Source organism: Microbacterium halophytorum (assembly GCF_002970975.1).
Classification (GTDB): domain Bacteria; phylum Actinomycetota; class Actinomycetes; order Actinomycetales; family Microbacteriaceae; genus Microbacterium; species Microbacterium halophytorum.
Genome location: NZ_KZ672982.1, coordinates 531,059 through 544,513, shown reverse-complemented (window position 1 = coordinate 544,513; position 13,455 = coordinate 531,059). Strand labels below are relative to the sequence as shown.

Below are 13,455 nucleotides of genomic sequence, written 5' to 3'. Positions count from 1 at the left end.
GCGCGGCTCCGCCGAGGCGCCGGCGTCAGTGGACGCGGTGGTAGCTCAGGGCACCGGGAACCCTCCCCGAATCGCCGAGGTCCTCTCCGCGGGCGAACCGCCCCCAGACCTCCCGCACGCGCTTCGCCGCGGCATCGAGATCGGCCCAGCGTGCGCCTGCGACCAGATCCGCCCGTTGCCAGGTGCCCTCATCGCCGAACAGCAGGGGCAGGTCGACGGTGTGTGCGGCCCGCCACGGGTTGCCGGGCGCCGCCCACGACACCACGTAGTGATGGGCACTGCCCCCGGCGCGCGCGTGTCGGCGGGCGAAGCGCCTGCTGCCCGCACCGTAGATGATCCGCGTCAGCGCGGCCACGGCGCCTCTCGACAGCACGCGGCCGATCAGGGGCAGGCGGGCGAGTCGCTGCAACGCGGGAATGCGCGGAACGAAGAGGGTCGCCTCCTGGGCGGTGTGCCCGATCAGCACATCGACATCCGGCGCGTGCCTGTGCCATGCCGCATCGATGTCCTCCTCGGCGGGCAGCGGCGGCTGGCCGTACTGCGTGCCGAAGGGCGTCGCGCGGCGCAGGCCGAAGCCGGATGCCGCCTTCTCGACGGCCGGCTGCGCGTCGAGCACGTCCTGCATCGAATCGTCGGCCGTGATCCCTCGGGCGGCTTCGTTCATCGCCTCGACCATCGCGGCACGTCGCCGCGCAAGCGCGAACGGCGCGCTCTGGATGATCGCGCGCCGGAACAGTCCTGAGGCATCCGGGGTCGCCATCAGGTGCGCGACGGCGTCGCCGCCGGCGGACTGGCCGAACACCGTGACCCGTTCGGGGTCGCCGCCGAACGCCGCGATGTTGCGCCGCACCCATCGCAGCGCCTCGAGCTGATCGAACAGCCCGAGGTTCGCCGGTTTCCCGGCGACGCCGCCGAGGTATCCGAACAGGCCGAGCCGGTAGGTGACCGTGACCGCGATGACCCGCTGCTCCGCCACGAGCGGCGCGGGGTCCATGATCGGCACGTCGCCGGCGCCTGACGTGTACGAACCGCCGTGGAGCCACACCATCACGGGCAGTCCATCGCCAGGCCCCGCGTCCCGCGGAGCCGTCACAGACAGCCGCTGGCAGTGTTCGTCGGCTTCGAGGCCCTCGACGGAGCCGCCCAAGACGGCGTCCAGGAACGGCACGGGCCGCTGCGGGCACGCGGGCGACCAGTCGGTGGCGACGAGCGTTCCGTCTCGGTCCGCGACGGGGCGCGGCTCCTCGAAGCGGTCGCTCATCGCGTACGGGATGCCGGTCGCGCGGGCCACCGAACCGTCGATCCACCCCCGGATCGGCCCGCTCGGCGGTGTGAAGACAGCGTCAGTCGGCATGCGGAGCGTCCCTTTCCGGTCCTCGGGCTCGGGCGGGCGCGGCGCGTGCTCGTGGCCGACGCGGCCCGCCCGCGAACACTACGCCCGTCTCCTGAACCCGCTCGGCAGAGGGGGAGGAGCGGGTGCGGAAGGCTCCGAGGCGCTGTCAGTCACGTATGCAAGGCTCGAGGGTTCCCATCGCCATCAGATCCAGGAGGATCAATGAGCTCACTGTCCCAGGCCGCCGGCTCCGTGGTCGCATCGCTTCAGCTGTCGGAAGAGCTGCGGCGCATGCACGTCGCGATCACCGAGCGGAACTTGTCGGTTCCGCTGCGCGACGACTTCTACGAGCAGTGCGAGGCGCTGGAGCAGTCGGTCGGAGGGGACGAGTTCCGGCGCGCGCACCGGCGCGTTCGCCTGGCGAACGCGCTGTCGGGGTTCCTGGCCGTTCCGGTGCTGATCGTCGTCGCCGTGCTCGTCGGGATGGGGTACTTCGTCGACGGCTTCGACCCGATCGACTGGGTCGTCGGCAACCTCTGGGTGGTGACTCTGGCGGCCGCGCTCATCGTCGCCGTCCTCGTGCTGGCACTCGTGCACAGCGCAGCGCGGCGCCGGCTGCTCCGCGTCGAGTACCCGGCGCTGCTCGCCCGTATCGGCCTCTGAGCCCGGATGCTCGCGGTCGGCCGAGCACCCGGGGCCGAGGGCTCAGCCGCGGCCGCGAGCCGCGGACGTGGCGAGATCGCTCTTGGGCAGCGCCTCGCCCGACCGGAGGGCGGCGTCCCAGCCCGAGGTGTCGGTCACGGCGGCCCAGTTCGAGTGGAGCAGCGCCATGAGCGTCTCGTGCACCTGCCTCGCGGGGGCGGCGCCCGCGTCGTTGGCCAGGTCGATCGCGCCGGTCGCATCGGAGAGCACTTCGACGGCGAAGCCCAGCGGCTCGGCCTCGGCGGCGGAAGCGAGCACGCAGTTGTTGGTCATGTACCCGACGAGGGTGACGGTGTCGATGTCGCGCTCACGCAGCCAGGATGCGAGATCCGTGTCCGCGAACACGCTCGAGTACTGCTTGCTGACGCGCTTGGCCGCGTCGTCCTCGGCCGCCGCGACGGCGGGGTGATTGCGCCAGGTCGCCGACCCTGACGCGAAGACGGGCGCCTCGGCCGGCAGCTCGTGCTGGACGAGGACGACGGGTGTGCCCGTCTGCTCGGCGGCGTCGATGGCGTCCTGGATGCGCAGGATCGAGTCGCTGCGGTCGGGGTACTGGATCGGGAGCGCGCCTTCGAAGTACTCCTGCTGGGCGTCGATGACGATGAGGGCTCGGCGTGGTGCGGTCATGGGGTTCTTCTCCTGTTCGTGCGTTCGGTTCGTGCCGCCAGGGCGATGCGGCGCGCGGAATCTGCGGTGTCAGCGGTCGGAAGCGAGCGCGGTTCGAACGGCCGCGGCCGTGTGGCGGGGCGTCTGGGCAGGGCGATGCTCATGGAAGATGAACAAGTTCGGCGTGAGGCCAGCGTAGCAAAGATCTCACGGCAAAACGCGGATGATAGCGTTAGGCGTGTGAAAGGCGAGTCGGGGGCCGCAGTACCGGGGAGCGACGTGCACCCGAGTATCGCCCTGGTGAACAGCGCGACGGAATCAGTCGGCGGTCGGCGGGTCGACGCGCTCGACAGCCCTGAGAGCGTGCGGGCCTGGCTTCTCGCGCGAGACCTGATCGACTCGGATGGCGTGCTGTACGAGTACTGCCAGGGTCGCATCGTGGCGCTGCGGGAGAACCTGCGGGAGCTCTTCACGGCCAGGGTCGGTGGTGAGGAACCCCCACCCGAAACGGTCGACGCCGTTAACCGCGCTCTGACGAGCGCCCCGGGGGCGCTGCTGCTGCGCTTCGACGCTGGTCAGGGGTTCACCCGCCGTGCGGATCATCCGGCGACGCAGGTGATCGAACACGTGTCGGCCGTCGTCGCGGAGGATGCGGCCGCGCTCCTCGCTGGCGAGGACGCGTCCATCCTCGCGCAGTGCGAAGCGGATGGCTGTCGCCGCTTCTTCCTCCGTACGCACGCGCGCCGGCAATGGTGCTCGACGCGATGCGGCGACAGGGTCCGCGCCGCGAGGGCCTACGCGCGCCGACGCGCCGCGGGCAGTCGTTGAGCCTGCGCAGATCTGCGAAGCGGGCGATGCGCGCCGTGCACTTAGCCCGGGTTTCGAGGTCGAGGCGGGTCATGCGCCTTTGTCGAGCACGAGCCGAGTCGCCTCGGTCACCAGCACGGGGACGCGCTTGACCACAGCCATCCGGCGCGGGAACATCACCGCATGAGCGATTACCAGGTGGCCCAGCTGGGCGCCCTCGACGAATGGCGCGACTTCGTCGGCGGCTTCCGGCCGGAGACGACCAAGGCCGGCCGGCGCGTCGTCGACCACGAGCTGCCGCTGCGGTGGATCGGGATGACGGCGAACGCCATGGCTCCGGGGGAGGAGGCCGGGTACTGGCACGCGCATTCCCGCGACGAGGAGCTCTACGTGTTCCTCGCGGGGCGCGGGCAGATGGCGCTCGACGACGAGGTGGTCGATGTCGGGCCGGGCACGACCGTCCGCGTCGGCACGGGCGTTCGGCGCACGTGGCGATGCGCCCCGGACGGCGCTGAGCTGCTGCGCTGGCTCTGCATCCGCGCCGGGCCGAACGAACTGACGCGCGTGGCCGACGACGCGACCCCCGACCGCGAATCGCCGATGCCCTGGTGAGGCGCGGCGCACGCACCGAGGAAGGACCGCCATGGCCGAGATCGTTCTCTTCCACCACGCGCAGGGCCTCACGGAGGGCGTGCGCGCATTCGCGGGCGAGCTGATCGCGAACGGGCATACGGTGCACGTTCCCGACCTGTTCGACGGGCGGACGTTCGACACCGTTGAGGCCGGGGTCGCGCACGCCGAGAGCATCGGGTTCGACACGGTGCTCGCGCGGGGAGTCGCGGCCGCAGAGCGCCTGCCGCGTCGGATCGTCTATGCGGGTTTCTCGCTCGGCGTGATCCCGGCGCAGTGCCTGGCGCAGACGCGGGAGGGCGGAACGGGCGCGCTCTTCTTCGACGGCTGCCTGCCCGTGTCGGAGTTCGGGCCGTGGCCGGAGGGCGTCCCCGTGCAGATCCATGCGGGCGCCGACGACGAATGGTTCGGCGAAGACCTGGCATCGGCGCGCGAGCTGGCCGACTCCGTTCCGGATGCCGCGCTCTTCCTCTACGACGGCACGGAGCACCTGTTCGCGGACTCGTCGCTCGCGTCGTACGACCCGGATGCCACGGGGCAGCTGATGGGGCGGGTCGCGGCGTTCCTCGCGGTGCTCTGAGCCGATCTCGGCGTCAGGCGTCCGGTGCGTCGGCGCCCGGCCGTCCGCCCGCCGACGTGAGCTCGGCGGCGTAGGCGCGCATCGAGCGCTGGTACTGGGGGAGCGCGTCGATCTGCGCCTCGAGCGCCACGCGGAGGGCCTCGTCCTTGCGACCGGCGCTGTGCAGCGCCAGGGCCAGCACGATGCGCGGGGCGGTACCGGTGGACTCGTGGGCCGGCGCCGCGCGCAGCACCGCGATCGCCTCTTCGAGGCGGCCGAGGTTGCGCAGCGTCGAGCCGTACTGCACCGCGAGCTGGGCGTGCCTGGCGTCGTCGAGGCCGAGCGAGAGGGCCCGCTCGTACTCGGCCGCCGCTTCCGCCTCGAGGTCCTGCGAGTCGTACATGCCGGCGAGCTCGAACGCCGCCCGTCCGTCGCCCGCCGGGCAGGCGTCCGAGAGCCCGCGCATGGCGGCGACGCCCTCCTCCGTCGTGAGGGAGTCGCAGCGCTCCCAGAGGTCGGTGACCGCCGCTTCCCATTCGTCGATCGTCATTCGTCGATCTTCCCACGGCTGCCGATCGCGGAGAGCAGGCGCGACTGCCCCGGCTCCCGCCGCAGCGGGGGCCGGGGCAGTCGCCGATTCAGGCGCGTTCGACGAGGTACGCGGCGTACGCCTTGGTCGTCAGGAACGGCGAGAATGTGTTCGACAGGGCGACGTCCCGGAACACGCCGGCCGCCTCGTCGAACCTGTCGCCGTCCGAGCGCTCGACGGAGGCGAGCACGTCGTCGACGATCCCCGACACCAGCTCCTGCGTGATGGGCGTCCCCTCCTCGGTTTCGCGGTCCTGGCGGATCCACTGCCAGATCTGCGAGCGGGAGATCTCCGCGGTCGCCGCGTCCTCCATCAGCCCGTTGATCGCGACCGCGCCCTGTCCGCGCAGCCAGGCCTCGATGTACCGGATCGCGACGTCGACGTTGCCCCGAACCCCCGCGTCGGTGATCCCGCGCCCGATCGTGAGGTCGAGCAGATGGCGCTCGCGCACGTGCACGTCGTCGCGCTGACGATCGAGTTGGTGCGGGCGATCGCCGAGCACCGCATCGAACGCCGCCTGGGCGATCGGGATGAGGTCCGGATGCGCCACCCAGGTGCCGTCGAAGCCGTCGCCCGCCTCGCGCTCCTTGTCCGAGGAGACCTTCTCCACGGCGTTGTCGTTCGCGGCCGCGTCGTGCCGCGAGGGGATGAAGGCGCTCATGCCGCCGATCGCGTAGGCGCCGCGCTTGTGGCACGTCTTCACGAGGAGCTCCGTGTAGGCCCTCATGAAGCCGACCGTCATGGTCACCTCGTTGCGGTCTGGCAGCACGAACCGCGAGCCGCGGCCCCGGTACGTCTTGATGATCGAGAAGATGTAGTCCCATCGCCCGGCGTTGAGGCCCGCGCAGTGATCCCTCAGCTCGTAGAGGATCTCCTCCATCTGGAACGCGGCCGGCAGCGTCTCGATGAGCACCGTGGCGCGGATCGTGCCGTGAGCGATCGCCAAATACTGCTCGGTGAAGGTGAACACCTGGTCCCACAGCCTCGCCTCCTCGGCCTGCTCGATCTTGGGCAGGTAGAAGTACGGCCCGCGCCCGCGCCTGATCAGCTCGTGCGCGTTGTGGAAGGCGTACAGCCCGAAGTCGACGAGCGATCCGGATGCGGTCATGGTGCGGCCGTGCACGTCGGTGAACAGGAGGTGGTGCTCCTCGAGGTGCCAGCCGCGCGGGCGCATCACGATCGTCGGCGCGTCCTCATTCGTCACCGCGTAGTGCTTGCCGTTCGGCGCCGTGTGCTCGAGCTCGCCCCGGATGGCGTCGAACAGCGACAGCTGGCCGCCGATGACGTTCGCCCACGTGGGGCTGGTCGCGTCCTCCTGATCCGCGAGCCACACCTTCGCGCTCGAGTTCAGGGCATTGATCGTCATGCGCGGGTCCGTCGGCCCCGTGATCTCGACGCGGCGGTCCTCGAGGCCGGGGCCTGCGCCGGCGACGCGCCAGTCCGATCGTTCGCGGATGTGCCGGGTGTCCTCGCGGAACCGGGGGTTCATTCCCGTGCCGATCTCGTACCCGTGCGCCATCCGCGCGGCGAGGCGGTCGAAGCGCGGCCCGGCGAACAGCTGGTGCAGTTGGGCCAGGAATGCGAGCGCGTCGGGTGTGAGGATCCGCTCGTAGCGGTCGCGCATCGGGCCCGCGACGGTGATCACGGGCAGGATGCGGTCGCGTTCGTCGGAGCGTTCGGCTGTCGTGCTGATGAGGGTCATGATGTGCCTCCTGGTCTGTTCTGCGGACGGCGGAGCCGGATCCGCCGTTGGGATCTGGGTGTCGTCGTTCTTGCGGCGACGGGATTGCGAGCGGACGGCGGAGCCGGATCCGCCGTTGGGATCTGGGTCTCGTCGCTCATTCGGCGACGAGATTCAGAACTGCTGGGCCTCGGTGGAGGCAGCGAGGGCGAGGGTCGAGGCGTCCGGGTTGAGCGCCTGCGACACGTGATCGAAGTATCCGGTTCCCACTTCGCGCTGGTGCCTGGTGGCGGTGTAGCCGTCGGCCTCAGCCGCGAACTCGGCGTTCTGCAGCTCGACGTACGCGGTCATCGCGCTTTCGGCGTAGCCGCGGGCGAGCTGGAACATCGAGTGGTTGAGGGCGTGGAAACCCGCCAGGGTGATGAACTGGAATCGGTAGCCCAGCTCGGCCAGCTCCTCCTGGAAGCTCGCGATCCGGCGGTCGTCGAGCGCCGCCGACCAGTTGAAGCTCGGAGAGCAGTTGTACGCGAGCATCTTGCCCGGGTATTCGGCGTGCACCGCCGAGGCGAACTCGCGGGCGAGCTCGATGTCGGGCGTCCCGGTCTCGACCCAGAGCAGGTCGGCGTACGGGGCGTATGCGAGCCCGCGCGAGACGACGGGGTCGATGCCGCTGCGCACCCTGTAGAAGCCCTCGCTCGAGCGTTCGCCCGTGAGGAACGCGCGATCGCGCTCGTCGATATCACTGGTGAGCAGGTCGGCCGCGAGGGCATCGGTGCGCGCGATCTGGATCGTCGGGACCCCGGCGACGTCTGCCGCCAGCCGGGCGGCGTTGAGGGTGCGGATATGCTGACCGGTCGGCACGAGGACCTTGCCGCCGAGGTGCCCGCACTTCTTCTCGCTCGCGAGCTGGTCCTCCCAGTGGATTCCCGCCGCGCCGGCCTGGATCATCCCGTGCGCGAGTTCGTACGCGTTGAGCGGGCCGCCGAAGCCGGCCTCCGCATCGGCGACGATCGGTGCCAGCCAATCGCGGGAGAGGGCGCCGTCGGCCGACTCCAGCTGGTCCTGCCGCATCAGAGCGTTGTTGATCCGGCGCACGACCGCCGGCACCGAGTTCGCGGGGTACAGCGACTGGTCGGGGTAGGTCTGCCCCGAGAGGTTGGCGTCGGCCGCGACCTGCCAGCCCGACAGGTAGATGGCCTCGAGGCCCGCGCGCACCTGCTGCACCGCCTGGTTGCCGGTGAGCGCGCCGAGCGCCCTGACGTAGTCGCCGGTCGTGAGGCGTTCCCACAAGCGCTCGGCGCCGCGGCGCGCGAGAGTCGGCTCTTCCCGCACGCTGCCTCGGATCCGGATGACGTCGGCGGCCGTGTAGTCGCGGGCGACGCCGCTCCAGCGCGGGTCGGCGTCCCATTCGAGCTGCAGCTCCTCGGCGGTCTGCGTCTGCGAACCGGGGCGGTTGGAGGTGGTGGCCATCGTCGATCTCCTCACTGTGGGCGGCGGTGCCGCGGTGGCTGTTACGACCACCGTGGGTGAAGAAACGGCCCGGCGGATCATCCTGGCGAGGAGAAGATCCGCGGAAGTTCTGCAGAACGGATCGATGTGGCAGGATCTGCGCCATGGCCACTCTCGAAGACGAGACGGAAGACGGTGCCGACGCGATCGCGGTCGGCCGGCGCATCCGCGCGCTGCGCACAAGGCGCGGAATGCGCCTCGCGCAGCTGGCGGAGCAGGTGGGGCGCGCGCCGAGCCAGCTGTCGATGATCGAGAACGGCCGCAGGGAGCCGCGGCTGTCGATGCTGCGGGCGATCGCGCAGGCGCTCGAGGTCTCGCCGGAGCAGCTGTTCTCCGCCGGCGATCTCGATCCGCGCACCGAGCTTGAGGTCGCGCTCGAACGCGAGATGCGCTCGCCGCGGTTCCGAGAGCTGGGGGTCGAACCGTTCCGGATCCCGAAGGGCATGCCGGACGAGGCGCTCGCCGCGATCCTGCGGCTGTCGGGGGAGATCGACCGCCTCCGCGACGAGCGCCAGGCCACGCCCGAGGAGGCGCGCCGCGCGAACCTCGAACTGCGTCACCTGATGCGAGCGCAGGACAACTACTTCCCTGAGCTCGAGAAGACCGCGCACGAGCTCCTCACTGCGATCGATCATCCGGGCGGCCCCCTCACGCAGCGCGCCGCCGGCGACATCGCCGCGCACGTCGGCGTCACGCTGCACTACGTGCCCGATCTGCCGCAGTCCACGCGCAGCGTGCTCGATCTGCGCAACGGTCGCCTCTACCTGCCGAATCGCGCCGCGACGGACCCGAGGGGGCCCATGCTGCAGGCGCTCGCCAGCCGCGTCCTGGGGCATTCCGAACCCGCCTCCTACGCGGAGTTCCTGCGGCAGCGGGTCGAGCAGAACTACCTCGCGGGCGCGCTGCTGATCCCCGAGCGGCGCGCGGTCGCCGCGCTGGGCGAGGCGAAGCGGCGCAGGGCGATCTCGATCGAAGACCTGCGCGACGCGTACTCGGTGTCGTACGAGACGGCCGCGCACCGGTTCACGAACCTCGCGACCCGGCACCTCGGCATCCGGGTGCACTTCCTGAAGGTGCACGAGTCGGGCACGATCACCAAGGCGTACGAGAACGACGACGTGAACTTCCCGACGGATCGGCTCGGCTCGATCGAGGGGCAGATGTGCTGCCGGCGCTGGACGAGCCGCGTCGTGTTCGACGTGGACGACCGCTTCAACCCGTACTTCCAGTACACCGACACGGGCAACGGCACGTACTGGTGCACAGCGCGCGTCGAGCAGTCGAGCCAGGGCGCCCACTCGGTGAGCGTGGGGGTGCAGTTCGACGACACCAAGTGGTTCGTCGGCCGCGACACGCTCAGCCGAGGCGTGTCGCGCCACGCGGACGAGGTGTGCTGCCGGCGCCCTCCTGAGGAGCTCGCCGCGCGCTGGCGCGATGGTGCGTGGCCGAACGTCGCCACGCCGCGCACCCTGTTGGCGACGCTGCCGACCGGATCGTTCCCGGGCGTCGACGCGACTGACGTGTACGAGTTCCTCGAGCAGCACGCGCCGTCGTGAGCGCTGAAAAGCGTCAGTGAACTCTGTATAGTCAGCGTGTGCTGACCTCAACGACCCGCGCTGACGCGATGACCCGTCTCGGTCGGGCCATGGCAGACCCGACGCGATCCCGCATCCTGCTCGAGCTCCTCTCCGCGCCGGGCTACCCGGCGCGGCTCGCGCGCGAGCTCGGTCTGACACGCACGAACGTGTCGAACCATCTCGCGTGCCTGCGCGGATGCGGAATCGTCGTCGCCGAGCCCGAAGGGCGCCAGACCCGCTACGAGATCGCGGATCCGCACCTCACGGCAGCGCTCACAGCGCTCGTCGATGTCACCCTCGCCGTAGACGAGGACCAGCCGTGCATCGATCCGGACTGCGCCGTTCCCGGGCACTGCGGGATCGAGCAGTGACACGGGTAGGAGCCGATGAGCGCGCGTCGGTGCTGCGCCGTCGCATTCGGATCGTGGTGTCCGTCACGATCGCCTGGAACGTGATCGAGGCGATCGTGGCGCTCGTCGCCGGCGGCGCCGCTTCGTCCGCCGCGCTGATCGGCTTCGGGCTGGATTCGGTGGTCGAGGTGCTCTCCGCGGCCGCCGTCGCCTGGCAGTTCGCGGCGCCGGATCCGGGCACGCGCGAGCGGGCGGCGCTCCGCATCATCTCGGTATCGTTCTTCGCCCTCGCGGCCTACGTCACGGTGGACGCCGCGCTGTCGCTGCTTGGGCTGCGGGAGCCCGAGCACTCTCCGGTCGGCATCGCGATCGCTGCGCTGAGCCTCGTGGCGATGCCTTTCCTGAGCTGGTTCGAACGACGCACGGGGCGCGAACTCGGCTCGGCCTCGGCGGTCGCCGACTCCAAGCAGACGCTGATCTGCACCTATCTCTCGGCGGCGCTGCTGGTCGGGCTCGTGCTGAACAGCCTGCTCGGCTGGGCGTGGGCCGATGCCGTCGCGGCGCTGATCATCGCCGCGTTCGCCGTGCGCGAGGGCATCGAGGCCTGGAAGGGTGATGCCTGCTGCGCCGCCCCCGTCGCCGTCCTCACGGGGGAGCGGGGCTCCGAGCACTGTGAGGACGACTGCTGCTCTTCGGGATGACCGTGGGACCCCTGCAGGGGACCGTCGTATCCTCGGGGCATGGACAGCAATGAGCGCGTCGCCCGGATGCTCTTCGCGAAGGTGTATCCCCTCTACGTCGAGAAGGTCGAGAAGAAGGGGCGCAGCGAGGCCGAGCTGCGCGAGATCATCTCGTGGCTCACGGGGTTCGACGGTGCTCAGCTCGATGCGCAGATCGCGAGCGAGACGTCGTTCGCCGAGTTCTTCGCCGCAGCGGACATGCCGCCGGAATCGTCGCTCATCACGGGGGTCATCTGCGGCGTGCGCGTGCAGGAGATCGAGGACCCGCTGATGCAGAAGGTCCGCTATCTCGACAAGATCGTCGACGAGCTGGCCAAGGGCAAGGCGGTCGAGAAGATCATCCGGACGGCTTAGCACCGTCGGGCGCCGCGCCCGTCAGTCCCCGCCCGGCCGCCTCCTGGCCCGCTTCACATCGCCGCGGCGCTTCTTCGCGTCGAGCCGGCGGCGCTGAGAGCCGCGGGTCGGCTTCGTCGCCCTCCGCGGCACGTCGGGCGCGATCGCCCCGCGCAGCAGCGAGGCGAGGCGCTCCCGAGCCGCGGCGCGGTTCTGACGCTGCGAACGCTCGTCCGTGACCGCGACGGTCAGCACGGTGCCGCTCATCCGGGGCGCGAGGCGCGCGATGACGCGGGCGCGCTGAGCGTCGTCGAGCCCGGACGCGGTGGCCAGGTCGACGCTGAGCTGCACGCGGGAGTCCGTCGTGTTCACGCCCTGCCCGCCGGGGCCGGACGAGCGCGAGAACCGCTCGACGAGGTCGGCGGCGGGCACGACGAGGCCGCGGGGCGCGCCGGGGCCCGGGGCGACGTGCAGATCTCGCATGCTCCCATTGTCCCGCGCGCCGGCGGGCGAACCGGCTCGACCGCCCCCTTGGCACGCCACCCGGATGGTGCCATCCTCGGGAGAGGACGCCGCTGGCCGAACGGACGCGGCTCCGCCCGGGAGACCGAGGAGGAGACATGGCGCTCGCCGCCGTCAGGAGATACGTGCTCGCCGCGGGTGATCCCGCCGCGGCGTATGCGCGGTTCGTCGACGGCATCGGCACGTGGTGGCCCGTCGAGGAGTTCGGTGATTTCGGCGCCGGTGCGCGCGTCGACTTCGACGGCACCCGGTTCGTCGAGACGGGCGCGGACGGTCGCACGCAGTCGTGGGGAACGATCATGCACGCCGACCCGCCGCGGGAGGTGGGCTTCACCTGGCACCCGGGGCGGCCGCCCGAGAGCGCGGGCCGGATCCGCGTTGCCTTCACACCGGTCGCGGCCGGCGTGACGCTCGTCGAGCTCGAACACGACGGCTGGGAGGCGCACGACGACCCCGCTGCGGCCCGCGCCGGCTATGACGCCGGTTGGTACGGCTTGCTCGCGGCGTTCGTCGGGCCCGCGCCGAGCGACGCCGACGCGATCTGGTTCGTGCTCGAGCACACGGCCGCCGGCGGCGTCGCCGGCCGCGTCTTCGAGCATCCGGATTTCGCCCTGCACGCGGAGTTCCTCGGCACGCTCGCGGACCACGGGGCGCTCGTCGCGGCCGGCCCCCTGCCCGATGCGCCCGGCACAGGGATGACGATCGTCCGTGCGCAGGATGCCCAGACGGCGCGCGAGGTCATCGAGGCGGCGCAGCGGGAGGACGGCGCCGTCACGAGCGGCCTGCTCGAGGTGCGCATCCGCCCCTGGCACGTCGTGATGAGCGCGGGGTGAGCATCCGGCGCTCGCCCTGGCGCGGTCTGGTTGGATGGAGTCGAACCTCTAGCGGGCGCCCGCCCGCGCGGAACCTGATGACACAGCAGAACGGACCACTGTGACCCAGAACATCTTCGAGCCGGATGGCCGCGCCGTACCGTATTTCGTCGAGGGCTCGGACGACGGCCCGACCCTCGTCCTGATCCCCGGCCGCGGGCACGACGCCGAGGCTCTCGGCACGGTGTCGGCGATCCTGGAGGAGGAGGGCTTCCGGATCGTCCGGGTCGGCTACCGCGCCGACGCCGGCGACGCGACCCCCGCCGAGCTCGCGGGCGACGTGCTCGCCGTCATCGACGAGGTCGGCCTCGAGCACACGTGGGTCGGCGGCCACGGCTTCGGCGGCACCGTCGCTCGCGAGCTCGGCCTCGCGCACCACGAGCGCATCAATGGCGTGCTCCTGCTCGGCGTCGAGGACGTCGACATCGCGCTCGCGCCCGACCTTCCCGTGCTCATCTTCCAGGGATCCGACGACGACGTGACCCCGCCGGCCAACGCCGAGGCGCTGCGCCAGAAGGCACCCGAGCGCGTCAGCATCACGACGGTGCAGGGCGCCGGCCATCTCTTCCCGGCGACGCACCCGCTCGAGACGGCGGAGGACATCGCCGAGTACCTCGACTGGGACTGACCCGCCCAGTTCACGCG

16 protein-coding genes are annotated in these 13,455 nt (G+C 71.1%); 10 read left to right on the top strand and 6 right to left on the bottom strand.

Annotation, left to right across the window (positions count from 1 at the left end; all coding sequences use genetic code 11):
• Positions 1–25: 25 nt before the first annotated feature.
• Positions 26–1,354 (bottom strand): carboxylesterase family protein, encoded by a 1,329-nt coding sequence (locus C0010_RS02570; RefSeq protein ID WP_105565448.1) that lies wholly within the window; start codon positions 1,352–1,354, stop codon positions 26–28.
• Between the two features lie 201 nt (positions 1,355–1,555).
• Here C0010_RS02570 and C0010_RS02565 point away from each other — a divergent pair, with 201 nt between their 5' ends.
• The gene (locus C0010_RS02565) at positions 1,556–1,996 is read left to right on the top strand and encodes a DUF6097 family protein (RefSeq protein ID WP_105565447.1); all 441 of its coding nucleotides are present in this window, start codon (positions 1,556–1,558) and stop codon (positions 1,994–1,996) included.
• A 42-nt stretch (positions 1,997–2,038) separates the two neighbouring features.
• Here C0010_RS02565 and C0010_RS02560 read toward each other — a convergent pair whose 3' ends face one another.
• Entirely contained in the window at positions 2,039–2,662 is a 624-nt protein-coding gene (locus C0010_RS02560; protein ID WP_105565446.1) for an isochorismatase family protein, read from the bottom strand.
• A gap of 141 nt (positions 2,663–2,803) precedes the next feature.
• Here C0010_RS02560 and C0010_RS02555 point away from each other — a divergent pair, with 141 nt between their 5' ends.
• The 3 genes from C0010_RS02555 to C0010_RS02545 all read left to right on the top strand — a co-directional run bounded on the left by C0010_RS02555 (position 2,804) and on the right by C0010_RS02545 (position 4,658).
• On the top strand, positions 2,804–3,469 hold the full coding sequence (locus C0010_RS02555) for a CGNR zinc finger domain-containing protein (RefSeq protein ID WP_105565578.1): 666 nt from the start codon (positions 2,804–2,806) through the stop codon (positions 3,467–3,469).
• 162 nt (positions 3,470–3,631) lie between these two features.
• Positions 3,632–4,060 carry a cupin domain-containing protein gene (locus C0010_RS02550; protein ID WP_105565445.1) on the top strand — a complete coding sequence of 143 codons (429 nt, stop codon included), beginning with the start codon at positions 3,632–3,634 and terminating at the stop codon, positions 4,058–4,060.
• 31 nt (positions 4,061–4,091) lie between these two features.
• Positions 4,092–4,658: a dienelactone hydrolase family protein gene (locus tag C0010_RS02545; protein WP_105565444.1), complete on the top strand. Its 567-nt coding sequence runs from the start codon at positions 4,092–4,094 to the stop codon at positions 4,656–4,658.
• Between the two features lie 13 nt (positions 4,659–4,671).
• Here the strand turns inward: C0010_RS02545 and C0010_RS02540 are convergent, their stop codons facing one another.
• The 3 genes from C0010_RS02540 to aceA all read right to left on the bottom strand — a co-directional run bounded on the left by C0010_RS02540 (position 4,672) and on the right by aceA (position 8,377).
• Entirely contained in the window at positions 4,672–5,187 is a 516-nt protein-coding gene (locus C0010_RS02540) for a tetratricopeptide repeat protein (protein ID WP_105565443.1), read from the bottom strand.
• Between the two features lie 88 nt (positions 5,188–5,275).
• Entirely contained in the window at positions 5,276–6,928 is a 1,653-nt protein-coding gene (aceB, locus tag C0010_RS02535) for a malate synthase A (protein WP_105565442.1), read from the bottom strand.
• A gap of 153 nt (positions 6,929–7,081) precedes the next feature.
• Positions 7,082–8,377 (bottom strand): isocitrate lyase, encoded by a 1,296-nt coding sequence (gene aceA, locus C0010_RS02530; protein ID WP_105565441.1) that lies wholly within the window; start codon positions 8,375–8,377, stop codon positions 7,082–7,084.
• 143 nt (positions 8,378–8,520) lie between these two features.
• Here aceA and C0010_RS02525 point away from each other — a divergent pair, with 143 nt between their 5' ends.
• The 4 genes from C0010_RS02525 to C0010_RS02510 are packed head-to-tail and all read left to right on the top strand — an operon-like array spanning position 8,521 to position 11,437.
• On the top strand, positions 8,521–9,972 hold the full coding sequence (locus tag C0010_RS02525) for a helix-turn-helix domain-containing protein (protein ID WP_105565440.1): 1,452 nt from the start codon (positions 8,521–8,523) through the stop codon (positions 9,970–9,972).
• Between the two features lie 38 nt (positions 9,973–10,010).
• On the top strand, positions 10,011–10,364 hold the full coding sequence (cmtR, locus tag C0010_RS02520) for a Cd(II)/Pb(II)-sensing metalloregulatory transcriptional regulator CmtR (protein ID WP_105565439.1): 354 nt from the start codon (positions 10,011–10,013) through the stop codon (positions 10,362–10,364).
• Positions 10,361–11,044, top strand: coding sequence for a cation transporter (locus C0010_RS02515; RefSeq protein ID WP_105565438.1), 684 nt, complete (start codon positions 10,361–10,363; stop codon positions 11,042–11,044). The genes cmtR and C0010_RS02515 overlap by 4 nt, the downstream gene beginning before the upstream one ends.
• A gap of 39 nt (positions 11,045–11,083) precedes the next feature.
• Positions 11,084–11,437: a DUF2200 domain-containing protein gene (locus tag C0010_RS02510; protein WP_105565437.1), complete on the top strand. Its 354-nt coding sequence runs from the start codon at positions 11,084–11,086 to the stop codon at positions 11,435–11,437.
• A 21-nt stretch (positions 11,438–11,458) separates the two neighbouring features.
• Here the strand turns inward: C0010_RS02510 and arfB are convergent, their stop codons facing one another.
• The gene (arfB, locus tag C0010_RS02505; protein ID WP_105565436.1) at positions 11,459–11,899 is read right to left on the bottom strand and encodes an alternative ribosome rescue aminoacyl-tRNA hydrolase ArfB; all 441 of its coding nucleotides are present in this window, start codon (positions 11,897–11,899) and stop codon (positions 11,459–11,461) included.
• A 137-nt stretch (positions 11,900–12,036) separates the two neighbouring features.
• On the opposite strand from arfB, the gene C0010_RS02500 reads away from it, so the two are divergent.
• A complete protein-coding gene (locus C0010_RS02500) occupies positions 12,037–12,771 on the top strand; it encodes an SRPBCC domain-containing protein (protein WP_105565435.1) in 735 nt (244 codons plus the stop codon).
• Between the two features lie 100 nt (positions 12,772–12,871).
• Entirely contained in the window at positions 12,872–13,438 is a 567-nt protein-coding gene (locus tag C0010_RS02495) for an alpha/beta fold hydrolase (protein ID WP_105565434.1), read from the top strand.
• Positions 13,439–13,455: the final 17 nt, after the last annotated feature.

Coding starts and splice junctions, on each gene's coding strand:
- C0010_RS02570 (WP_105565448.1), bottom strand. CDS start 1,354: ATGCCGACTGACGCTGTCTTCACACCGCCGAGCGGGCCGATCCGGGGG.
- C0010_RS02565 (WP_105565447.1), top strand. CDS start 1,556: ATGAGCTCACTGTCCCAGGCCGCCGGCTCCGTGGTCGCATCGCTTCAG.
- C0010_RS02560 (WP_105565446.1), bottom strand. CDS start 2,662: ATGACCGCACCACGCCGAGCCCTCATCGTCATCGACGCCCAGCAGGAG.
- C0010_RS02555 (WP_105565578.1), top strand. CDS start 2,804: ATGGAAGATGAACAAGTTCGGCGTGAGGCCAGCGTAGCAAAGATCTCA.
- C0010_RS02550 (WP_105565445.1), top strand. CDS start 3,632: ATGAGCGATTACCAGGTGGCCCAGCTGGGCGCCCTCGACGAATGGCGC.
- C0010_RS02545 (WP_105565444.1), top strand. CDS start 4,092: ATGGCCGAGATCGTTCTCTTCCACCACGCGCAGGGCCTCACGGAGGGC.
- C0010_RS02540 (WP_105565443.1), bottom strand. CDS start 5,187: ATGACGATCGACGAATGGGAAGCGGCGGTCACCGACCTCTGGGAGCGC.
- aceB (WP_105565442.1), bottom strand. CDS start 6,928: ATGACCCTCATCAGCACGACAGCCGAACGCTCCGACGAACGCGACCGC.
- aceA (WP_105565441.1), bottom strand. CDS start 8,377: ATGGCCACCACCTCCAACCGCCCCGGTTCGCAGACGCAGACCGCCGAG.
- C0010_RS02525 (WP_105565440.1), top strand. CDS start 8,521: ATGGCCACTCTCGAAGACGAGACGGAAGACGGTGCCGACGCGATCGCG.
- C0010_RS02510 (WP_105565437.1), top strand. CDS start 11,084: ATGGACAGCAATGAGCGCGTCGCCCGGATGCTCTTCGCGAAGGTGTAT.
- arfB (WP_105565436.1), bottom strand. CDS start 11,899: ATGCGAGATCTGCACGTCGCCCCGGGCCCCGGCGCGCCCCGCGGCCTC.
- C0010_RS02500 (WP_105565435.1), top strand. CDS start 12,037: ATGGCGCTCGCCGCCGTCAGGAGATACGTGCTCGCCGCGGGTGATCCC.